This is a genomic window from Mesorhizobium sp. M0998 (assembly GCF_040318885.1).
In the GTDB taxonomy this organism is placed as follows: domain Bacteria; phylum Pseudomonadota; class Alphaproteobacteria; order Rhizobiales; family Rhizobiaceae; genus Mesorhizobium.
This window is the reverse complement of sequence record NZ_JAMYND010000059.1, coordinates 7,501-26,531: the sequence shown is the minus strand read 5'-3', so window position 1 is coordinate 26,531 and position 19,031 is coordinate 7,501. Positions and strand designations below refer to the sequence as shown.

The following is a 19,031-nucleotide window of genomic DNA, read 5'->3' as shown; positions in this document are numbered from 1 at the left end:
CCCGCCCCCCGCGGCGCGGGGGTGGCTACTTACCGGTATTCTGGCCTAATCCCCACGCGGGGCGGGCCCCGGGCGGCCCCCGCGCCCGTCTTTAGCCCCCCCGAAGTCTTGGCACCCCCCGAAAACGGCAATTCGAAATTCAGCGGTGCCATCACCGCACGTCCGTTGACAAGCTTGCCGTCGATGAGGTTCATCGGCGGCGAGCCGACGAAGCTTGCCACGTAGGTGTCGCGCGGATTGTTGTAGATCTCGTTCGGCGTGCCGGTCTGGACGATGCGGCCATGGTTGAGCACGCCGACCTTGTCACCCATCGACATCGCCTCGATCTGATCGTGCGTCACGAACAGGAAGGTGGCGCCAAGCTGCATCTGCAGGTTCTTCAATTCGGTCCGCAGCGCTTCGCGCAATTTGGCGTCGAGCGCCGACAACGGCTCATCCATCAGGAATACCCTCGGCTTGCGCACGATGGCGCGGCCGATCGAGACGCGCTGCATCTCGCCGCCTGAAAGCCTGTCGGTCTTGCGGTCGAGCAGATGCTCGATCCGCAGCGTCCTGGCCGCGCGGTCGACGCGATCCTTGATCTCGGCATCGGGCAGCCGGCGGATTTTCGGCTTCAGCGGAAATTCGAGGTTCTGGCGTACGGTATAGCGCGGGTAGAGTGAATATTGCTGCAGCACCAGCGCCACGTCGCGCTCCGCCGCGCCCCAATCGGCGACATCGACGCCGTCGATCAAGACCTGACCTTCGCTCGGTTTTTCCAGGCCGGCAATCATGCGCAGCGTCGTCGTCTTGCCGGCGCCGGTCTCGCCGAGCAGGACGAAGAACTCGCCATCGGCGATGTCGAGATCGAGCCCGGTCAAGGCGGTGTGGTTGCCGAATTTCTTCGAGATGTTCTTGAGCTGGATGTGGGCCATCAGAGTCTCACTCCCAGCGATTTGCCGCTCGCCGTGTCGAAGAAATGCGCCTGGCCGGGATCGATTCTGACGAAGACTCTTTCGCCGGGGCCGCCGATGAAGCCGCTCTTGGTGCGCGCACGCAGCATCTTGGAGCCGACCTTGAGGTCGACGATGTCGAAGGAGCCGAGCGGCTCGACGATCTGCGTCTCCACCGGCAAGAACCCTTCGGCTGCTTCGCGGCGGACGAGGACGCCTTCCGGCCGGATGCCGAGCGCGAGTTGGCCGCCGGCATGGCCGTTGAGCTTCGACAGCAAGGCGCGCGGGAATTCGAAACCGGCGGCCGCATCGCCGACGGTGACCGAGGCCGACGAGGCTTTCTCGGTCACCGAAGCGTCGGCGACGTTCATCACCGGGCTGCCTACAAATTGCGCGACGAAAAGGTTCGCCGGATGCGAATAGACCTCGTCCGGCGAGCCAACCTGCTGCAGCACACCTTCATGCATGATGACGATGCGGTCGGCGAGGCTCATCGCCTCGATCTGGTCGTGGGTGACGTAGATGCTGGTCGAGCCCTGCTTGATGTGCAGCCGCTTGATCTCGGCCCGCATCTCCTCGCGCAGCTTGGCATCGAGCGCCCCGATCGGCTCGTCCATCAGCATCGCCTTCGGCCGCCGCACCAAGGCTCGGCCGATCGCCACGCGCTGCATGTCGCCGCCCGACAGCGCCGACGGTTTCTTGGCGAGGAGATCGCTGATCTGCAGCGTCTTGGCGACCGAGCGCACCTCGCTGTCGATCTCCGCCTTGCTCTTGCGCGTCGCCCTGAGCGGAAAGGCGATGTTCTCATAGACGCTCATATGCGGATAGAGCGAGAACGACTGGAAGACCATGGCGATATCGCGATCGGCGGCCTTGAGGTGCTGGACCGGCTTGCCGTCGATGAGGATGTCACCGCCGTCGATCGTCTCCAGCCCGGCAATCGCCCTGAGCGTCGTCGTCTTCCCGCAGCCCGACTGGCCGAGCAGCACGATGAACTCGTTGTCGTCGATCTTCAGGTTGAGGTCTTTGATGACCTGGACGGCGCCGAAATATTTCTGGATGCCTCGAAGCTCGATCTGGGTCAATGCTGTGCCCCCGGATTTGCCCCTTGCCCGGTGCCGGCCTTCTCCTCCGGCGCGATCTTGGAGGTGATGTTGAAGCCGATCAGGCCGATCAGGATGATAGTCACGCCATAGCTGTGCAGCAGCATGTTCCACGGCTGGCAGAGCGCGATGATACCGAGCACCATCAGCACCTGGCTGCCCGGTTCGAGATATTTCTGGTTGATGTCGCGAAAGCTCATTTGCGGATCGCTCCAAACGACATGCCGCGCAACAGGTGGTTGCGGAGCAGGAAGGTGAAGATCGCGACCGGCAGCAGGAACAGGAAGGTTCCGGCGGCAATCACCGTCCAGTCCGGCAGGCCGGAACCGACCTGGCTGGGGATGAAGGGCGGTGCTGTCTGGGCACGGCGGCTGGTCATGATCAGTGCGAAGGCATATTCGTTCCACGCCGTGATAAAGCAGAACACGGCGGTGGCGGCGATGCCGGTGGCGGCCTCGGGCAGCACGATCTTGAAGAAGGCCTCCATGCGCGTATAGCCGTCGACGAGGGCCGCCTCCTCATACTCCTTGGGGATCTCGTCCATGAAGCCTTTCATCAGCCACACCGAGAAGGACAGGTTGAAGGCGGTGTAAAGGATGATCAGGCCGATATGGGAATCGTTGAGGCCGACCGCCCGGTACATCAGGAACATCGGAATGGCGACGACCACCGGCGGCAGCATGCGTGTCGACAGGATGAAGAACAGTAGGTCCGCCTCGCCTTTTACCTTGAAGCGCGAGAACCCATAGGCGGTGAAGGTGCCCATGCCGACGGCTAGGACGGTCGAGGTTATGGCAACGATCAGTGAGTTCATGAAACGGCTCGGATAGCCCGACCACTGCACCTGGCCCTTGCCGTCGCGCACGATCTTTTCGCCCCCATTGAAGGCGACGCGCTCCCACCACGGCGCAGCCGCGTACTCCTCCGGCGACGGCGGGCTGCGCAGCTGCGAACGCTTGGTAAACAACTTGACGAAGGGCGATATCTCCGGCTGGAAAACCACCGTCGGCGGAATGGTGGTGGCGAGGTTGCGCGGCTTGAACGCCGTCGAGGCGATCCAGTAGATCGGCGCCAGGAAGATGATCGTCACCAGCAGGACAGCGACGATGGCGACCCGGTTGAAGGTGATTTCGGAAGAAGTGCGGACTGCGGCCATCTCAGCGCTCCTTCACCTTGTTGAGGTATTTGACATAGATGTTGGTGATCGCCAGCACCATGATCAGCACGATGTAGGCGAGCGCGCAGGAACGCCCGGTCTGCCATTCCTGGAACGCCATCTTGTAGAGCCGGATCGAGATCAGCTCGGCCGTCGGCTGGCTGGTCAGGATGTAGGCGAGGTCGAAGGTCTTGAACGCCTCCATGGTGCGGAAGATGACCGCGATCATCAGGATCGGCGCAACCAGCGGCAGCGTTATGCGGAAGAAGGTGTAGAACGGTCCGGCCCTGTCGATCGCGGCTGCCTCGTAGAGATGCTTGGGCACGGCCGACAGGCCGGCCAGCGACAACAGCATGACGAAGGGCGACCACATCCAGATGTCGGTCAGCGCAACCGCATAGAGCGCCATTTTCGGGTTCGACAGCCATTCGAAGGTGCCGAGGCCGAGCGCATAATTGATGATGCCGAAGGACGGATCGTAGAGCAGCTTCCAGAACAGGCCGACGACGGCCATCGACAGCATCATCGGCAACAACAGGAGCGTCGTCAGCAGGCCCTTGAGCGGAATGTCGCGATTGAGCAGCATGGCCACGCCGAAGCCGACGAGCAGCTGGCCGGCGACCGAGATGATGACGTATTTTGCGGTGATGGCGAAGTTGGACCAGACATAGGGATCGCTGAGCAGGTCGCGATAGTTTTGCAGCCCGACGAAATTCGCCGCCGCGCTGGTCGAGGCGCGGAAATCGGTGAACGAATAGCCCAGCGAATAGATCAGCGGGAAGATGTTAAAGACGATCAGAAACAGGATCGTCGGGATGATGAAGAGATTGCGGATCGAAATGTCGCTTAGACCGCGAGCGGCGGCCCGCGAGGACCTGTCCAGCGTGGTGATCATCGTGGTCGCCAAGACCCTGCTCCCGGTTCAAAAATCAGAAAAAGAAACGGAGGAGGCACGAACGCCCCCTCCGTGAAACTTCATACTTATTGGCCGCGGCCGTATTTCTTGAAGGTCGCGTTCCAGTCGGCTGCCAGTGCGTCCAGCGTCTCCTTGGCGGTGCCTTCGCCGCCGATCATGTAAGGATAGATGCGCTGGTTAAGCTGCTGCAGCAGTTCAGCGTATTCCGGAACCGCCCAGAAGTCCTTGACCTTGAACATGGTCTCGTAGAACGCCTTGTTGTAGGGCGTGGCGTTCTGGAATTCGGGCGACTTGAGCACGGCGGCACTGCAGGTGTAGCCGCCAAGCGCTGCCCATTTCTTCTGGGTCTCGTCCTTGATGAACCATTCCAGGAACTTCGTCGCCTCTTCCTGCTTCTGCGAGTAGGAAACGATGGAGATGCCCTGACCGCCGAGTGCGGCGAACTGGTCGCCGCCAGGTCCGGCTGGATTGGCGAAGAAGCCGGTGTTCTTGGCGTTCGGGTTCGACGCCTCGTTGATCAACGAGGGGAAGAACGCGAAGTAGTTCATGCTCATCGCGGCCAGGTTTTCAGTGATCGCCTGGTTGTCCTCGACGAAGAACGACTTGGCCCAGCCCGGAGGCGTGAACTTGTAGAGTTCCTTGTAGGCGTCGAGCGCCGCGATCGCCTTGTCGGAGTTGATGAAGCCATCGACCTTGTAGGTCTTATAGTCACCCAGCTCGCCGCCAAAGGAGAACAGCGCGTTTTCGAAGCCCATCGCCATCGCGTCATAAGAATTGTCGGTGTAGATGGCGATGCCGTATTTTTTCTGGTCCGGCCGGTAGAAGAATTCGGCGATGTCGCGTAGCGCCTTGAAATCCTTCGGCACGTCGAGATCGTAGCCATACTTGGCCTTGAAGGCTTCCTTTTCCTTGGGGTCTTCGAACCAGTCCTTGCGATAGGACCAGCCGACGGCGTCGCCTTCGAGCGGAATGGCCCAGTACTTGCTGCTGCCGCCCGGATATTCGGCATAGTATTTCACCGTGGCCGGTGCCATCACTTCACCGACCTTGTGCTTGTTGAAGAAGTCGGTCAGGTCGACATAGTGGCCACCGGTCGAGCCAGCACCAAGCCATTGCGAGTCGCCGACGACCATATCGTAGGCGTCGCCATGGGCGTTGAACTCGGTGAAGGCCTTGGTCTGGAAGTCGGGCCACGGTGTGGTTTCCACCGTGATCTTGACGCCGGTCTCCTTCTCGTACTCGTTCCCGAGTTCCTGCAGGTAATTGGCCGGATCCCATTCCGCCCAGAAGATTGTAAGTTCCTTTTCCTGCGCGTAGACGGACGTTCCGCAGGCGAGCACTAGGCCGATACCAGCAAGCAAGCTGGTCATTGTCTTGCGCATAATGATTTCCTCCCTTGTGCGCATTCTACCGCGTCATGCGAGCCGGCGGCGAGGCCGGCCCTGGTAGTCCTCCCGTGACGGCACCGTTCCGGTTTTTGAGCCTCCTCGCTCGACCGAAACGGATCTCAGCCTTCACCTTTGATCCGCTTTATTTGTCCTGATCTGGTATTACCAATTTAAGAGGAACGTCAAGCCCTTTCTTGGACGGTGGCGGACACGCAGACAAGTTGGCTTCTGCGATATCTGCCTGTTTTTCCCTGAATTTTCCTACTCCTTGATACATGAATGCCTTACTTGGGCCGCTGCATCGCTAGTAGCATGAATAGCCAGGTTGAAAATCTGGTCGAACCAGATTGGCGTCATCTCACGGCGGTCGTCGGCGCGATCCCATCTCCTTCAATCATCGATTCGGTCATAGCCGCGCGCACAAGAGCGCCGGCCGCCCATTGCGCAACCGACATCATACTGCGGCTATCCAATCCCCATATATCCTTTAAAACGATCAGCACCTCAACACCGAAGATCAATGACAGCGCCTGCGCGAGCCGCTTGAATTCGCGCGGCGGCAACCGGCCTTTGAGTGGCGCGATCGCATCTTTCAAAAGATCGACGCGATGGCCGCGCGTGAAGGCAGGTTCGCCGTCAAGCGTGCCTGCCTGTCGCTGCGCCCACTGGTCGAGCGACAGTTTCAGCGCCGCCTTGAACGTCGCTTCGAAGACCTCGATGCGCGGCATGGCGGTCTCGAACAGCTCGGCGACCCGGCGCTCGGGATCGGCAGAGCTCGATTTCCACGTAAGGATCGGCCCAAGCCCCTCATCGACCACCGCCTGCACCAACGCCGCTTGGCTCGGAAAATACCGATAGGCGGTGGCGCGCGAGACCTCCGCTGCCTCCGCCACCTCGCTGACGGAGGGCGTGGCGCCCGCCTGCATCAGCATTGTCGCCGTCTCCAGCATGAGACGCCTGGTGCGCGCGCGGGCCCCGCGCTCTACCTGGGGGTTCGGCCCTTGGCTGGCATCGTCGTCCATTGCCGCTTGTTGACGTGAGACATTCATGTCAATACGATACGCGTGTCTCAAAAAATTGCAATGGCCCTTGGCGCCGTCGAACGGCCGGGCAAAAAGGGGCGGCTGCGCCGAACACGCCCAAGACCGGGGAAACGCGATGAAGCGCATCTATGTGGTGGGCACCGCCGACACCAAGGGCGAGGAACTCGCATTTCTGGCCGATGCGGTCGCGGCTACCGGCGCTTCGATTGCCCGTGTCGACATCGGAACACGCGGCGCGACCGTGCCGGTCGATGTTTCGGCGGACGAGGTCGCCAGCCACCATTCCGAGGGTCGCAATGCCGTGCTCGGCGTCGACGATCGCGGCACCGCGGTGGCGGCGATGGCTGCCGCCTTTGCCCGGTTTGTCCAGTCGCGCAACGATATTGCCGGGATTATCGGCATTGGCGGCGGTGGCGGCACCTCGATCATCACCGCAGGCATGCGCACGCTGCCGCTCGGTCTGCCCAAGATCATGGTTTCGACGTTGGCCTCGGGTGACACCGCGCCTTACGTCGACGTCTCTGACATCGTCATGATGCCGTCGGTGACCGACATGGCCGGCCTCAACCGGCTTTCGCGTGTCGTGCTGCACAATGCCGCCCAGGCGATATCAGGCATGGCGACAAAGCCGGCGCCGCCGCCCGACGGCAAACCGTCCGTCGGCCTCACCATGTTCGGCGTCACCACGCCATGCGTGACCGCGATCGCCGATGAGCTTCGTTCGACTTATGACTGCATGGTCTTTCATGCCACCGGCACCGGCGGCCGCACCATGGAAAAATTGGCCGACAGCGGCCTGTTGTCCGGCGTCATCGACATCACAACGACCGAAGTCTGCGACTTGCTGTTTGGCGGCGTGCTGCCGGCGACCGAAGATCGCTTTGGCGCCATCGCCCGCACCGGGCTGCCTTATGTCGGCTCGGTCGGCGCTCTCGACATGGTCAATTTCTGGGCGCCGCCGACAATTCCGGAACGCTATCGCGGCCGGCTGTTCTATGAGCACAATCCAAACGTCACACTGATGCGCACCACTGCCGACGAAAGCAGAACGATCGGCGAATGGATCGGTACAAGGCTGAGCCTCTGCCAGGGTCCGGTTCGTTTCCTCATTCCGGAGAAAGGCGTGTCGGCGCTCGACATTGAAGGCGGCGCCTTCTTCGACCCTGAAGCCGATGCCGCTTTGTTCGAGGCGATCGAGCGTACCATCAAACCCGCCAAAACGCGGCGCGTGCTGCGTTTGCCGCTTCATATCAACGACCCCGAATTCGCCTGGGCTGCCACAACGGCCTTCCTCGACATCGCCAGACAGTGAGACACCAAGACATGGCCGCCATACCGCGCAAGAAAATCCTGGAGAAATTCCGCAAGATGATCGCGGACGGCGTGCCGATCGTCGGCGGCGGTGCCGGCACCGGCCTGTCGGCCAAGGCAGAGGAAGCCGGCGGCATCGACCTGATCATCATCTACAATTCGGGCCGCTACCGCATGGCCGGGCGCGGCTCGGCCGCCGGCCTGCTCGCCTATGGCAACGCCAACGAGATCGTCAAGGAAATGGCCTACGAAGTGCTGCCGGTAGTGAAGAAGACGCCGGTGCTGGCCGGCGTCAACGGCACCGATCCCTTCGTCATCATGCCGCTGCTTTTGGCCGAGTTGAAGACGATGGGTTTTTCCGGTGTGCAGAACTTTCCGACTATCGGCCTGTTCGACGGCCAGATGCGGCAGAGTTTTGAAGAAACCGGCATGGGCTTCGGGCTCGAGGTCGACATGATCGCCGAGGCTCACAAACTCGACCTGTTGACCACGCCCTATGTCTTCAACGCAGACGAGGCGCGCGCCATGACAACAGCTGGCGCCGACATCGTCGTCGCCCATATGGGGGTGACCACCGGCGGCTCGATTGGCGCGACATCGGCTAAATCGCTGGACGACTGTGTGAGCGAGATCGACGCCATCGCCAAAGCGGCACGCTCAGTGCGCGAGGATATGATCCTGCTTTGCCATGGCGGGCCGATCTCGATGCCGGACGACGCCAGATATGTTCTCGAGCGCTGCAAGGGCCTGCACGGGTTCTATGGCGCCAGTTCGATGGAGCGGCTGCCGGCGGAAGCCTCAATCGCCAGGCAGACGGCGGATTTCAAGGCGGTCACGTTCGGCGCTGCGTAGAGACCAGCAAACAGAAGGGTGGAACGATGACGGAGAACAGCAAGGTATTCGTATATCCAAAAGACGTCAGCGCCTTCGGCTTCGACTGGGGCAGGCTGTCGCTGACGGTCGCTCCCGAAGTGAACGGCGCAAAGCGATTTTCCGGTGGTGTCGTCGACCTACCGTCAGGCAAAGGCCATACGCGTCATAACCATCCGGGTGCGGAGGAGATCATCTTTGTCATCTCAGGCAATGGCGAGCAGATGGTCGAAGACGAGAAAGGCAACCCGGTCGTCGAGAAAGTCGGCCCCGGCTGCACCATCTATGTGCCGGAAAGCCGCTTCCACTCGACGCTCAATACCGGCGATGCGGCCATGCAGCTTTTCGTCGTCTATTCGCCGGCAGGGCCGGAACTGGCATTGCGGGAGTTGCCGGATTTCAGGTTGATCCCGCCGGGCAGATAATGTCACAGGCTGAGGCCAATCTTCATCGCACGAGCGACCCTTGCTAGGTTGTTAGTATCGCTTCCCAGAGCGAGCCTATCCGGCAAAGTGGGGACATCGCGCTCTGATCGGAAAGCATCCGGCGAAGGTAAGCGCGCCACCCAGTAGGACAAACAGTTTTCCGCTGCCTCCGGACCAAGCTGCCAGAGTACAAATCGAACAGCATTTTCAGGGAACATGAAGCCCGGAACTTCAGAACATGCGACCTGTTCGGCTAGTTTGCGCGGAACGTCGAAACGTTCGAAGAGCGGCAGGACAGTCGTTTGGATGTTGGCAACGATGTTCGCGATTTCAGCCTGGCGGGTATGCGGGTTTGCGATGTTCCATGTCCGCCGTCCCACTCCTTTATTGCCTTGCTGTAGACCGACGCATGCACGACGAGTTCGACGTACTCGCCGCCGACGTTCAGATAGTTTGATTGAAAGGAGATTTTGAATGCCCAGTCGCCGGCCCGACGACTCGCATGAGGACCGGTTTTCGCAAAGCGGAACGCAATCGGTTCGAACTCCATGGAGATCTGCTCGCACCCGTCGATAAAGACCTGCTTGGGCAGTTCGCGTTCCATATCGGCAAATGCTCGCTGGTGTGACCAATTGTTTGCTCGAACGAGGTAATCTCAAGAACGGGCTAGGTACCAGCGCCTAAGCCGCCCCCGCCCCTGTTCCAGCCCCGGCCCCGATCGCCGAACATGACGTAGCCGGCATCGGTCACCGCCACCGTATCCTCCAGCTTGATGAAGCCGCGCGTCGGGTGGAGCATGGTCGTCTCGACCGAAAGCACCATGTTCTTCTCCAGCGGCTTTGCGGCATAGGTGCCTTCATATGTCACCGGATGGTTGGTCATCAGGAACGGCGCTTCATGCGTGATCAGCCCCATGCCATGCGCGAAAAAATCAGTATAGGCCGCAACCTTGGATTTCTTCAGAACGCCTTCGGCATGAGAAATCATGTCACCGCCCAGCGTGCCCGCCTTGACCTTGGAGAAGGCCGCCTGCTGCACTGTCTCGATCTCGGCCAGCAGATCCTCGAGTTCGGCGTCAGGGTCGCCCAGCACGCCCATGCGGCAAAGATCGCCGATATAGCCGTGGTAGTTGCCGCCGGAATCGATCGACATCACTTCGCCCCGTTTCCACGCCTGCGGCGAGGCTGCGCGGTTGTGGCTGGAGCCTAGCGTCAACAGGCAATATTCGAAATGCGCGCCGCGATTGGTCTCCTCGCGCCTGAGATGTTCGATGATCTCGCTCTTTGTCGTGCCTTCGCGTGCCCAGCCGATGGTCGCCAGCATGGAATCGGTGATCAGCTCCGAAGCGATGCGCAGCTTTTCCAGCTCCGCCTCGGTTTTGATTGCCCGCATGCGCTCCAGCATATCAGTCGCATCGATCAGCTTGGCATCCGGCAGCGCGTTGCGGATCAGCATATAGGCGTCGGACGGCAGGAAGGCGGGCTCGATGCCGATGCGGGCATTGCCCTTGGTGATCTTTCGCAAATGCTCGACCGCCAGATTGGCGGCATCGAGCGTACCCCAGCAGGCGGCATGCAGTGTCGGCGTCCAGAATGGATGATTCTGGTGCTCGCCGCCTTCCATGCGGTTGCCGATGTAGGCGGCATGCTCCGGCCCACCTTTCTCATAGACGACGAAAGGCAGATAACGGCTGTGGCCGATTGCATCCATGGCGGCGAAGAAGATGAACTTGTAGCCGCCAAGCAGATATTGCGTGTTGTGCTTGGAGGTGGCGAGCAGCACGTCGATGCCGGCCTCCTCCATCAGCCCGTCCACCCTGGCCTGGTCGAACGGCACGCTGCCGACGGCATTCTTGCCTGGGGCAATGTTCATGTCTCTCTCCCTGAAATCCCTTAGCCGGCCGCTCGCCGGCACCGGCTTTTCCGGCTCTGAACCTCGGCTATGCTTAAATCTGCATCATTTTGCCCGATCTGGTCCAGCCAGAACGGGCGAACCAGCCCCAAAAGCTGCTCCACCTGCTGCACTTTACCCCAGCCTGGTCCTGCTAGAACCGCGCGTCGAACCGTTTTCTGTACAACTGGTCCAGCGGACGGAAATTTCAAAGCCACGTAGAGATGCGCCAATTCCGTCTTTGGCGAAACCCCGCACAAGGCCCATAATCAGCTTTGCAGGATGCTTACGAGCGTCCGAGGGGTACGGCGGACCCGGCTGGGTCCGCGGAGAGGACGGAGTTCGATCATGCCAGAGTTCACCATTTCCAGACGTACAATGCTGGCCGGTTCGGCGTTGCTGTTGGCCTCCACCGCCATGCCGACGATCGGCTCGGCGCAGACGCCGAGAAAGGGCGGACGACTGGTTGTCGCCGCCGATTCCGAGCCGCGCAATCTCAATCCGGCGATTGTCGCCTCGAACGGCGTCTTCTTCATCTCGAGCAAGATCGTGGAAACCTTGGCCGAGGCCTCCTTCGGCGGCAAGGACGGGCTCGATCCGCGGCTGGCGCTCAGCTGGGAAGGTGCCGCCGACGGCCTGTCGCTGACGTTCAAACTGCGCGAGGGCGTCAAATGGCATGATGGGAAGCCATTCACCTCAGCCGATGTCGCCTTCTCGGCGCTGCAGGTCTGGAAGCCGCTGCAGAATCTCGGCCGCACCGTGTTCAAGGATCTGGAGGCCGTCGACACGCCGGACGAAACCACCGCCGTGTTCAAATTCGCCAAGCCGACACCGTTCCAGCTGATCCGCAACGCCTTGCCGGCGCTGAGCAGCGTGGTGCCCAAGCACATCTACGAGACCGGAAAGATCGAGGACAACCCGGCCAACAACGCCCCGGTCGGCACCGGACCGTTCAAATTTGCCGAACACAAGCCCGGCGAATATTACCGGCTGGAGAAGAACACCGACTATTGGGGCAAGGACGAGCCCTATCTCGACGAGATCATCTATCAGGTGCTGCCGGACCGCACGTCGGCGGCCAGCGCCCTGGAAGCCGAAGAGATCCAGCTCGCCGCCTTCTCCGCCGTGCCCCTGGCCGATCTCGACCGCATCTCCAAAGTGCCCGGTCTCAAGGTGATCACCAAGGGTTATGAAGGGCTGACCTACCAGCTCGTCGTCGAGATCAATCATCGCCGCAAGGAGTTGGCCGACCTGAAAGTACGCCAGGCGATCGCTCACGCCATCGACAAGGATTTCGTCGTCGAGACGGTATTCCTTGGCTATGCCGCCACCGCCACTGGCCCGGTGCCGAAAAACGACCCGCAATTCTACACCGCCGACGTGCCGACCTACGCTTTCGACGTCGCCAAGGCCAATGCCTTGCTTGACGAGGCCGGCTACAGCCGGGGCGATGACGGCAAGCGCTTTTCATTGAGATTGCTGCCGGCGCCTTACTTCAACGAAACCAAGCAGTTCGGCGACTATCTGCGCCAGGCGCTCGCCGTCATTGGCATCGACGCCCAGCTGGTCAACAACGACTCTGCCGCGCACATCAAGGCGGTTTACACCGACCACGCCTTCGACCTTGCGGTCGGGCCGCCGGTGTTCCGCGGCGATCCGGCGATCTCGACCACCATCCTGGTGCAGAGCGGTATTCCCGACGGCGTGCCCTTCTCCAACCAGGGTGGCTACAAGAATGCCGATCTCGACGCCCTGATCGCCAAGGCATCGGAGACGCTCGACACCGCCGCCCGCACCGAACTCTACAAGGAGTTCCAGAGAAAAGTTGCCGCCGACCTGCCGCTGATCAACGTCGCCGAATGGAGTTTCATCAGCGTCGCCCGCGATACGGTCAACAACATCGCCAACAACCCGCGCTGGGCGGTATCGAACTGGGCGGACACTTGGCTGGAGGCTTAGGCAGGTCGGCTCAAGGCTTGCACATCGCCTATGTGGGTGCTCAGCTTCGGCTATGAGAGTTCCTTCGCGCCCCCCTCTGTCCTGCCGGACATCTCCCCCACGAGGGGGGAGATCGGCTGTCATTGTCGCTTTCGCCAATCTCCAGCGTTGCAAGACGGCCGGCATCGCCGAAACTGCCAATCTCCCTCCTTGTGGGGGAGATGTCCGGCAGGACAGAGGGGGGCGCCGTAAAGCGCGGCACGGAAGACTTGGCTCTCCTATCGGCGTTGCGCCATGACCCGCGCCGTCATCCTCCTTCGCCGCCGTCTCGTCGGCAGCATCTTCGTGCTGCTGATTGTCGTCATCGGCACGTTCCTGTTGCTCGAAGCCGCTCCCGGCGACGCGGTCGATGCCTACATCGTCTCGACTGGCGGCGACGCCGGCATGATCGAGCTGTTGCGTCACCGCTGGGGGCTCGACCAGTCGGAGCTGACGCGGCTCGCCAATTACCTTTGGGCGCTGCTGCATCTCGATCTCGGCCAATCGGTCAGCTTTTCGCGGCCGATCCGCGATGTCATCCTCGAGCGCCTGCCCAACACGCTGCTGTTGATGGGGAGCGCCACGGCGCTCTCCTTCGGCCTCGGCTCGGCTCTCGGCATCTATGTCGGCGCCAGTCCCGGCAGCTTCCGCGATCGTTTCCTGTCCATCGGTTCGCTGGCGCTCTATGCCGTGCCGGGCTTCTGGCTCGGGCTTGTGCTGATCATTGTCTTCGCCGTCGACCTGCGCTGGTTTCCGATCGGCGGCATCGAGAGTATCGCCTCGGCCAAGAGCGGCCTCGATCGCGCCGCCGACATCGCCCGCCATCTCGTCCTGCCGGTTTCGGCGCTCGGCTTCATTTATCTCGCGCTCTATCTGCGCATGATGCGCGCCGGCATGGCCGAGGTGTGGCGACAGGACTTTGTGCTGGCCGCCCGTGCCAGGGGACTTTCCCGCCGTCGCATCGTGCTCGCTCACGTCGCCCGTAACGCGCTGTTGCCGCTGGTCACCATGTTCGGCCTGCAATCCGCGCAAATGCTGGGCGGCAGCGTTGTCATCGAAAGCGTCTTTTCCGTGCCAGGCCTTGGCCGGCTGGCGCAGGAAGCGGTGGCCGCGCGGGATACCCCACTACTGCTCGGCATCATTCTCGTCAGCGCCGTCCTGGTCGTCATCATCAACCTTCTCGTCGACATCGCCTACGCCTTCCTCGATCCGCGCGTCGGCGCCAGTGAGGCCGGCGCGTGAGCCCGCTTCGCCGCTTTCTCCGGACCCCGGAAGCGATCGCCGGCGCGGTCATCCTGGCGGCGCTGTTTGCCATGGCGCTTGCCGCACCTTTGTTCTTTCCCGGCGATCCGCAGGCGATTGCCGGGCCGGCGTTGCTGCCGCCGTTCCAGGACTGGTCGTTGCCACTCGGCACCGACCGCCTCGGCCGTGACGTGCTTGCCGAGCTCTTCCATGGCGCCCGCACCTCGCTGGCGGTCGGGCTGGCAGCAGCCGCCGCCGCCCTTGCCGTCGGTGCCGTGATCGGCACGTTGGCCGGCTTTGCCGGCGGTCTTGTCGACGAGATGCTGATGCGCATCACCGACGCTTTCCAGACCGTCCCAGCCTTTCTGCTGGCTTTGGCTTTCGTCAGCATCGTCGGGCCGTCGCTCGGCGTCGTCGTCGCTGCGATCGCGCTGGGCGCCTGGACCGGACCGGCACGCGTGGCGCGCGCTGAAGTGCTGTCGATCCGCGAGCGCGATTTTGTTGCGGGCGCCCGCGTCATCGGCATGCATCCGCTGGAGATCGCCTTTCGCGAGGTGCTCCCCAATGCGCTGCCGCCGATAATGGCATTGTCGTCAGTGATCGTCGCCGCGGCGATTCTCACCGAAGCGGCATTGTCCTTCCTCGGCCTTGGCGACCCCAACCGCGTAACCTGGGGCGTCATGATCGCCGAAGGCCGCGCCGTGCTGCGCACCGCGCCCTTCCTGTCGATCATTCCGGGCGTAGCGCTCGTGCTGACCGTGCTCGGCGTCTATCTCACCGGCGAAGGCGTCGTCGAGACCACGGCGATGAGGAGGAGCCTGTCGTGACGGCGCTTGCTTCGATTCGCAGTCTGACGGTGACCTATCGCCGCGACGGCGCCGAGGTGGCGGCGCTAAAGAATGTCAGCCTCGACATCCCCGCCGGCGAGCGCTTTGCCATCATCGGCGAGAGCGGTTCCGGCAAGAGCACGCTGGCGCTGGCTATTGCCGGGCTGCTGCCGGCCACTGCCAAGATCGAAGGCCGTATCGATTGGCTCTTGCGCCCGCCACCAATGTTTGGTGCCAAGGCACCTGCCGGTCTTCGCGACCATGCTCCAATCGGTGGCCGTGACATCGGCTTTATTTTCCAGGACCCATCCGCAAGTCTCGATCCGGTGATGCCAATCGGCAAGCAGATCGCGGAAGTCGCCTACACCCATCTCGGCCTCAGTTGGCGAGACGCCTATGCCAAGGCAAAAACCCTGCTCGAACGCGTCCGTCTGCCCGACCCCGATGTCGCTTTGCGTGCCTTTCCACATCAGCTCTCCGGCGGCCAGAAGCAGCGCGTGGCGATCGCCGCAGCGATTGCGGCCGGGCCGAAACTGCTGATCGCCGACGAGGCGACCAGTGCGCTGGACACCATCGTGCAGGCCGAGATTGTCGGGCTGATCCGGCGACTGGTGGCCGAGGACGGTATGACGCTGCTGTTCATCAGCCACGACATTGCGCTGGCCGCTGAGCTTGCAGAGCGCATAGCGGTGTTCCGGCATGGCGAGCTGCTCGAGCTCGATTCGACAGCCCAAATCGTCAATGCCCCGCGGCACGCATACACTCGTGTGCTGCTTGACGCTCATCTCGGCCTCGACGCCGAGCCGCTGTTGCGGCGAACATGACCGACCCACTGCTCGCCGTTTCCGGCCTGACCAAACGATACAGTCGCGGCGGCAAGACCATCGCCGCGGTCGACGACGTCTCCTTCCACATCGACCCCGGCGAGACGCTGGCGCTGGCCGGACCTTCCGGCAGCGGCAAGTCGACGATAGCTCGTCTAGTGCTCCGGCTCATCGAATTCGATACCGGCCGTATCGAATTTGAAGGCAGCGATTTCCTGTCGCTGAACGGCGCTGCCTTGCGCGGCCGGCGCACTCGTCTTCAGATGGTGTTTCAGGATCCGCTCGCCGCCTTGAACCCACGCGCCACAGTCGCGCGTGTGCTCGACGACCCCTTGCGCATCCATCACATTGCCTCTGGCCCCGAGCGCCCGCGCCGTATTGCAGCTCTGCTGGAACGCGTCGGCCTCAGCCCCGGTCTCGCCGGCCGCGCCATTCACGAAATTTCCGGCGGCCAACGCCAGCGCGTTGCAATCGCCCGCGCCATCGCCACGAAACCGTCGCTGGTCGTGCTCGACGAGGCCGTGTCGGCGCTCGACGTTTCGGTTCGCGCGCAGATCCTGCGGCTGCTGCTCGACCTTCAACGCGAGGAGCGCATCGCCTATCTGTTCATTTCGCACGATCTCGGCGTCGTCCGTGCCATCGCCCACCGCATCGCCATTCTGGACGGCGGGCGGATTGCCGAGCGCGGCGATGCCCGCACCGTCATCGACGCGCCGCAATCCGCGATCGGCAAGGCGCTGGTGGCGGCAGCGCCAAGACTTTCGAGGATCGAACAGGACGCATCATGACCGACGCCGAAGCCAGAGCCGAAAAACTGTCGCGCGAACTCGATTCCGCCTTCCGCAACCGTGCCGATCTCTATCGTCTGTTGCTCGACGAGCTGACCGCGGAAGTTGGCGCGGAAAAGGCTGAGGCGATCATGATCCGCACCATCGAACGGCGAGGCAGGGAGGTTGCGGCGGCGGCCTTCGCCGATTTCGGCCCCAACGACGCACCGGCGATTGGCGAGGCGTTCCTGGCCGTCAGCCCGGATGGCGGCCGCATGTATCCGACCGATGTCGAACGCGGCCCGGACCGCATCGCCTTCAGGGTCAGGCGCTGCCCGCTGAAGGACGCCTGGGTCGAAGCCGGCATCGACGACGAGAAGCTCGCCACGCTCTGCCGCATCGCCGGCGCCTTCGATCGCGGCCTGTTCGAGGCCACCGGAGTGCGCTTCGACAACGTCACCTGGACGGCGGGCCACGGTTCCGGCTGCTGCCACATCGCCTTGACCAACCGCGATGCCGGTTAGAGCTGCAGCTCGAGCCGTGTCGGCGAAGAAGTGGAGTTCCGTTCCGTTGGGCAGCACGGAGCCAAACACCCCGGCGCCATAAGGCAAGCGGGAATTTTGATGTGTGCATTGCAAGGAATTCGTGCGGACAGGATCTGCCTCGGTGTCCCGCTGTGTCGGCTTCGTTGCTAAGTGTCCGGGTTGCTAAGTGTCCGGCCGGAGACGTCTTTGTGGGTTCATGGTTGTGGCCTCGAGCCACGGCAATCAAATCAATCCGAGATTCTGTCGGATTGCGGCATCCTTGTTCGTCTTCTGTAGGGGAGTTCCTGGAGGTGAACTATGAGCGAATTGCCGGTGGTCAAAACGCGACGCAAAGGCAAGACCCTTACGCAGAGCATGCTGATCCCAACCGAGAAAATGGTCGCTGACGAACTCCGGGCTGCACGACCTGGCCACTTTTCGGACCTTGCAGAGTTACGACGTAAGCTCGCGGCAAAATACGGAGCAGACGCCTGCTGCCCAGTGACTGTGCGGCGGCACCTGGTGCCTATCAGTCAAGACGGCAGCGCGCCCTTTTGGCGCGTCGTAAATCCCGATCGGCCATTCGCCCGACGTATGAGAGGTGGATCGGAGCACATACGCGAAAAATTGGCCGCGGAATGCTGAGTGTCCTGTCGCCGTACTTCAGCCCATACGAAAACGGCCCGCACAAGGCGGGCCGTTTTCGAATTTGGTTGCGGGGACAGGATTTGAACCTGTGACCTTCAGGTTATGAGCCTGACGAGCTACCGGGCTGCTCCACCCCGCGTCAACCCTAGAAGTAAGCCTTGGCTCACTGGATTCAAGCTTCCGCCAAATGAAAGGGCCGCTTGCGCGGCCCGATATCCCGTTGGCGGGCCTGTTCGTAAGGAGAAGATTAAACAACGTGCGCTTGGCAGACCTGGCAGCGACCTACTCTCCCGCGTCTTGAGACGAAGTACCATCAGCGCTGGAGCGTTTCACGGCCGAGTTCGGAATGGGATCGGGTGCAGCCGCTCCGCCATAACCACCAGGTCGGCAAAACGCACGTTGCTCGAGAAGCTGTTTTCTGTGCCATCCATCTCGGCGCAATCCAAGGATTGTCACCAGAAATGGGCATTAGGAATGAGAACGATCAAGCCGATCGAACTATTAGTACCGGTAAGCTTCAAGCGTTGCCGCTCTTCCACACCCGGCCTATCAACGTGGTCGTCTTCCACGGTTCTCAGGGAATACTCGTTTTAAGGTGGGTTTCCCGCTTAGATGCCTTCAGCGGTTATCCCGTCCGGATATAGCTACCCTGCTATGCGGCTGGCGCCACAACAGGTCCACCAGAGATCCGTCCATCCCGGTCCTCTCGTACTAGGGACAGATCCTTTCAATATTCCTACACCCACGGCAGATAGGGACCGAACTGTCTCACGACGTTCTGAACCCAACTCACGTACCGCTTTAAATGGCGAACAGCCATACCCTTGGGACCTGCTCCAGCCCCAGGATGCGATGAGTCGACATCGAGGTGCCAAACAACCCCGTCGATATGGACTCTTGGGGGTCATCAGCCTGTTATCCCCGGCGTACCTTTTATCCGTTGAGCGATGGCCCTTCCACGCGGGACCACCGGATCACTATGACCGACTTTCGTCTCTGCTCGACTTGTCAGTCTCGCAGTCAGGCAGGCTTATGCCATTGCACTCAGCGAACGATTTCCGACCGTTCTGAGCCCACCATCGCGCGCCTCCGTTACTCTTTAGGAGGCGACCGCCCCAGTCAAACTACCCACCATACATTGTCCCGGACCCGGATAACGGGCCGCGGTTAGACATCCATAGTGATAAG

17 protein-coding genes, 1 tRNA gene, 2 rRNA genes and 1 pseudogene (1 of these 21 running past the window's edge) are annotated in these 19,031 nt (G+C 61.8%); 9 read left to right on the top strand and 12 right to left on the bottom strand.

Going from position 1 to position 19,031, the window contains the following annotated elements; translation table 11 throughout:
- Positions 1–38 precede the first annotated feature (38 nt).
- From NKH59_RS30770 to NKH59_RS30740, 7 genes and pseudogenes are all read right to left on the bottom strand, one after another.
- Positions 39–914: pseudogene (locus tag NKH59_RS30770) on the bottom strand (ABC transporter ATP-binding protein); the annotation flags it as partial.
- The gene (locus NKH59_RS30765; RefSeq protein WP_352539465.1) at positions 914–2,017 is read right to left on the bottom strand and encodes an ABC transporter ATP-binding protein; all 1,104 of its coding nucleotides are present in this window, start codon (positions 2,015–2,017) and stop codon (positions 914–916) included. The pseudogene NKH59_RS30770 and the gene NKH59_RS30765, both read right to left, overlap by 1 nt.
- Positions 2,014–2,235, bottom strand: coding sequence for a hypothetical protein (locus tag NKH59_RS30760; RefSeq protein WP_023675179.1), 222 nt, complete (start codon positions 2,233–2,235; stop codon positions 2,014–2,016). The genes NKH59_RS30765 and NKH59_RS30760 overlap by 4 nt, the downstream gene beginning before the upstream one ends.
- Positions 2,232–3,191, bottom strand: coding sequence for a carbohydrate ABC transporter permease (locus NKH59_RS30755; RefSeq protein WP_353024004.1), 960 nt, complete (start codon positions 3,189–3,191; stop codon positions 2,232–2,234). The genes NKH59_RS30760 and NKH59_RS30755 overlap by 4 nt, the downstream gene beginning before the upstream one ends.
- Position 3,192: 1 nt before the next feature.
- Positions 3,193–4,098, bottom strand: coding sequence for a carbohydrate ABC transporter permease (locus NKH59_RS30750; protein WP_254816733.1), 906 nt, complete (start codon positions 4,096–4,098; stop codon positions 3,193–3,195).
- Positions 4,099–4,172: 74 nt separating this feature from the next.
- On the bottom strand, positions 4,173–5,489 hold the full coding sequence (locus NKH59_RS30745; protein WP_352448404.1) for an ABC transporter substrate-binding protein: 1,317 nt from the start codon (positions 5,487–5,489) through the stop codon (positions 4,173–4,175).
- A gap of 359 nt (positions 5,490–5,848) precedes the next feature.
- On the bottom strand, positions 5,849–6,544 hold the full coding sequence (locus tag NKH59_RS30740) for a TetR/AcrR family transcriptional regulator (RefSeq protein WP_502904266.1): 696 nt from the start codon (positions 6,542–6,544) through the stop codon (positions 5,849–5,851).
- A gap of 109 nt (positions 6,545–6,653) precedes the next feature.
- Between NKH59_RS30740 and NKH59_RS30735 the strand changes: the two genes are divergently transcribed.
- The 3 genes from NKH59_RS30735 to NKH59_RS30725 are packed head-to-tail and all read left to right on the top strand — an operon-like array spanning position 6,654 to position 9,144.
- On the top strand, positions 6,654–7,850 hold the full coding sequence (locus tag NKH59_RS30735; RefSeq protein ID WP_352539466.1) for a Tm-1-like ATP-binding domain-containing protein: 1,197 nt from the start codon (positions 6,654–6,656) through the stop codon (positions 7,848–7,850).
- 11 nt (positions 7,851–7,861) lie between these two features.
- Positions 7,862–8,701: a phosphoenolpyruvate hydrolase family protein gene (locus tag NKH59_RS30730; protein ID WP_352474864.1), complete on the top strand. Its 840-nt coding sequence runs from the start codon at positions 7,862–7,864 to the stop codon at positions 8,699–8,701.
- A gap of 26 nt (positions 8,702–8,727) precedes the next feature.
- Positions 8,728–9,144: a cupin domain-containing protein gene (locus NKH59_RS30725; RefSeq protein ID WP_352539467.1), complete on the top strand. Its 417-nt coding sequence runs from the start codon at positions 8,728–8,730 to the stop codon at positions 9,142–9,144.
- A 253-nt stretch (positions 9,145–9,397) separates the two neighbouring features.
- On the opposite strand, the gene NKH59_RS30720 is transcribed toward NKH59_RS30725, so the two are convergent.
- On the bottom strand, positions 9,398–9,748 hold the full coding sequence (locus NKH59_RS30720; RefSeq protein WP_352539468.1) for a hypothetical protein: 351 nt from the start codon (positions 9,746–9,748) through the stop codon (positions 9,398–9,400).
- A gap of 62 nt (positions 9,749–9,810) precedes the next feature.
- Positions 9,811–11,016, bottom strand: coding sequence for a M24 family metallopeptidase (locus tag NKH59_RS30715; RefSeq protein ID WP_352539469.1), 1,206 nt, complete (start codon positions 11,014–11,016; stop codon positions 9,811–9,813).
- A 366-nt stretch (positions 11,017–11,382) separates the two neighbouring features.
- Between NKH59_RS30715 and NKH59_RS30710 the strand changes: the two genes are divergently transcribed.
- The 6 genes from NKH59_RS30710 (at position 11,383) to NKH59_RS30685 (ending at position 17,195) form a co-directional block, all read left to right on the top strand.
- Positions 11,383–12,993, top strand: a complete 1,611-nt coding sequence (locus NKH59_RS30710; protein ID WP_352474860.1) for an ABC transporter substrate-binding protein — start codon at positions 11,383–11,385, stop codon at positions 12,991–12,993.
- Positions 12,994–13,266: 273 nt separating this feature from the next.
- Complete coding sequence (locus NKH59_RS30705) at positions 13,267–14,253, top strand: ABC transporter permease (protein ID WP_352491792.1); 987 nt, start codon at positions 13,267–13,269, stop codon at positions 14,251–14,253.
- Entirely contained in the window at positions 14,250–15,080 is an 831-nt protein-coding gene (locus NKH59_RS30700) for an ABC transporter permease (protein WP_353024002.1), read from the top strand. Before NKH59_RS30705 ends, NKH59_RS30700 begins: the two co-directional genes overlap by 4 nt.
- Entirely contained in the window at positions 15,077–15,904 is an 828-nt protein-coding gene (locus tag NKH59_RS30695; protein ID WP_352539471.1) for an ABC transporter ATP-binding protein, read from the top strand. Before NKH59_RS30700 ends, NKH59_RS30695 begins: the two co-directional genes overlap by 4 nt.
- On the top strand, positions 15,901–16,692 hold the full coding sequence (locus tag NKH59_RS30690; protein WP_352539472.1) for an ATP-binding cassette domain-containing protein: 792 nt from the start codon (positions 15,901–15,903) through the stop codon (positions 16,690–16,692). Before NKH59_RS30695 ends, NKH59_RS30690 begins: the two co-directional genes overlap by 4 nt.
- Positions 16,689–17,195, top strand: a complete 507-nt coding sequence (locus tag NKH59_RS30685) for an L-2-amino-thiazoline-4-carboxylic acid hydrolase (protein WP_352474855.1) — start codon at positions 16,689–16,691, stop codon at positions 17,193–17,195. Before NKH59_RS30690 ends, NKH59_RS30685 begins: the two co-directional genes overlap by 4 nt.
- Before the next feature lie 710 nt (positions 17,196–17,905).
- Here the strand turns inward: NKH59_RS30685 and NKH59_RS30680 are convergent.
- The 3 genes from NKH59_RS30680 to NKH59_RS30670 all read right to left on the bottom strand — a co-directional run.
- Positions 17,906–17,982, bottom strand: a tRNA-Met gene (locus NKH59_RS30680).
- 130 nt (positions 17,983–18,112) lie between these two features.
- A 5S ribosomal RNA gene (gene rrf, locus NKH59_RS30675) occupies positions 18,113–18,227 on the bottom strand.
- Between the two features lie 96 nt (positions 18,228–18,323).
- Positions 18,324–19,031, bottom strand: a 23S ribosomal RNA gene (locus NKH59_RS30670); it runs 2,091 nt beyond the window's last position.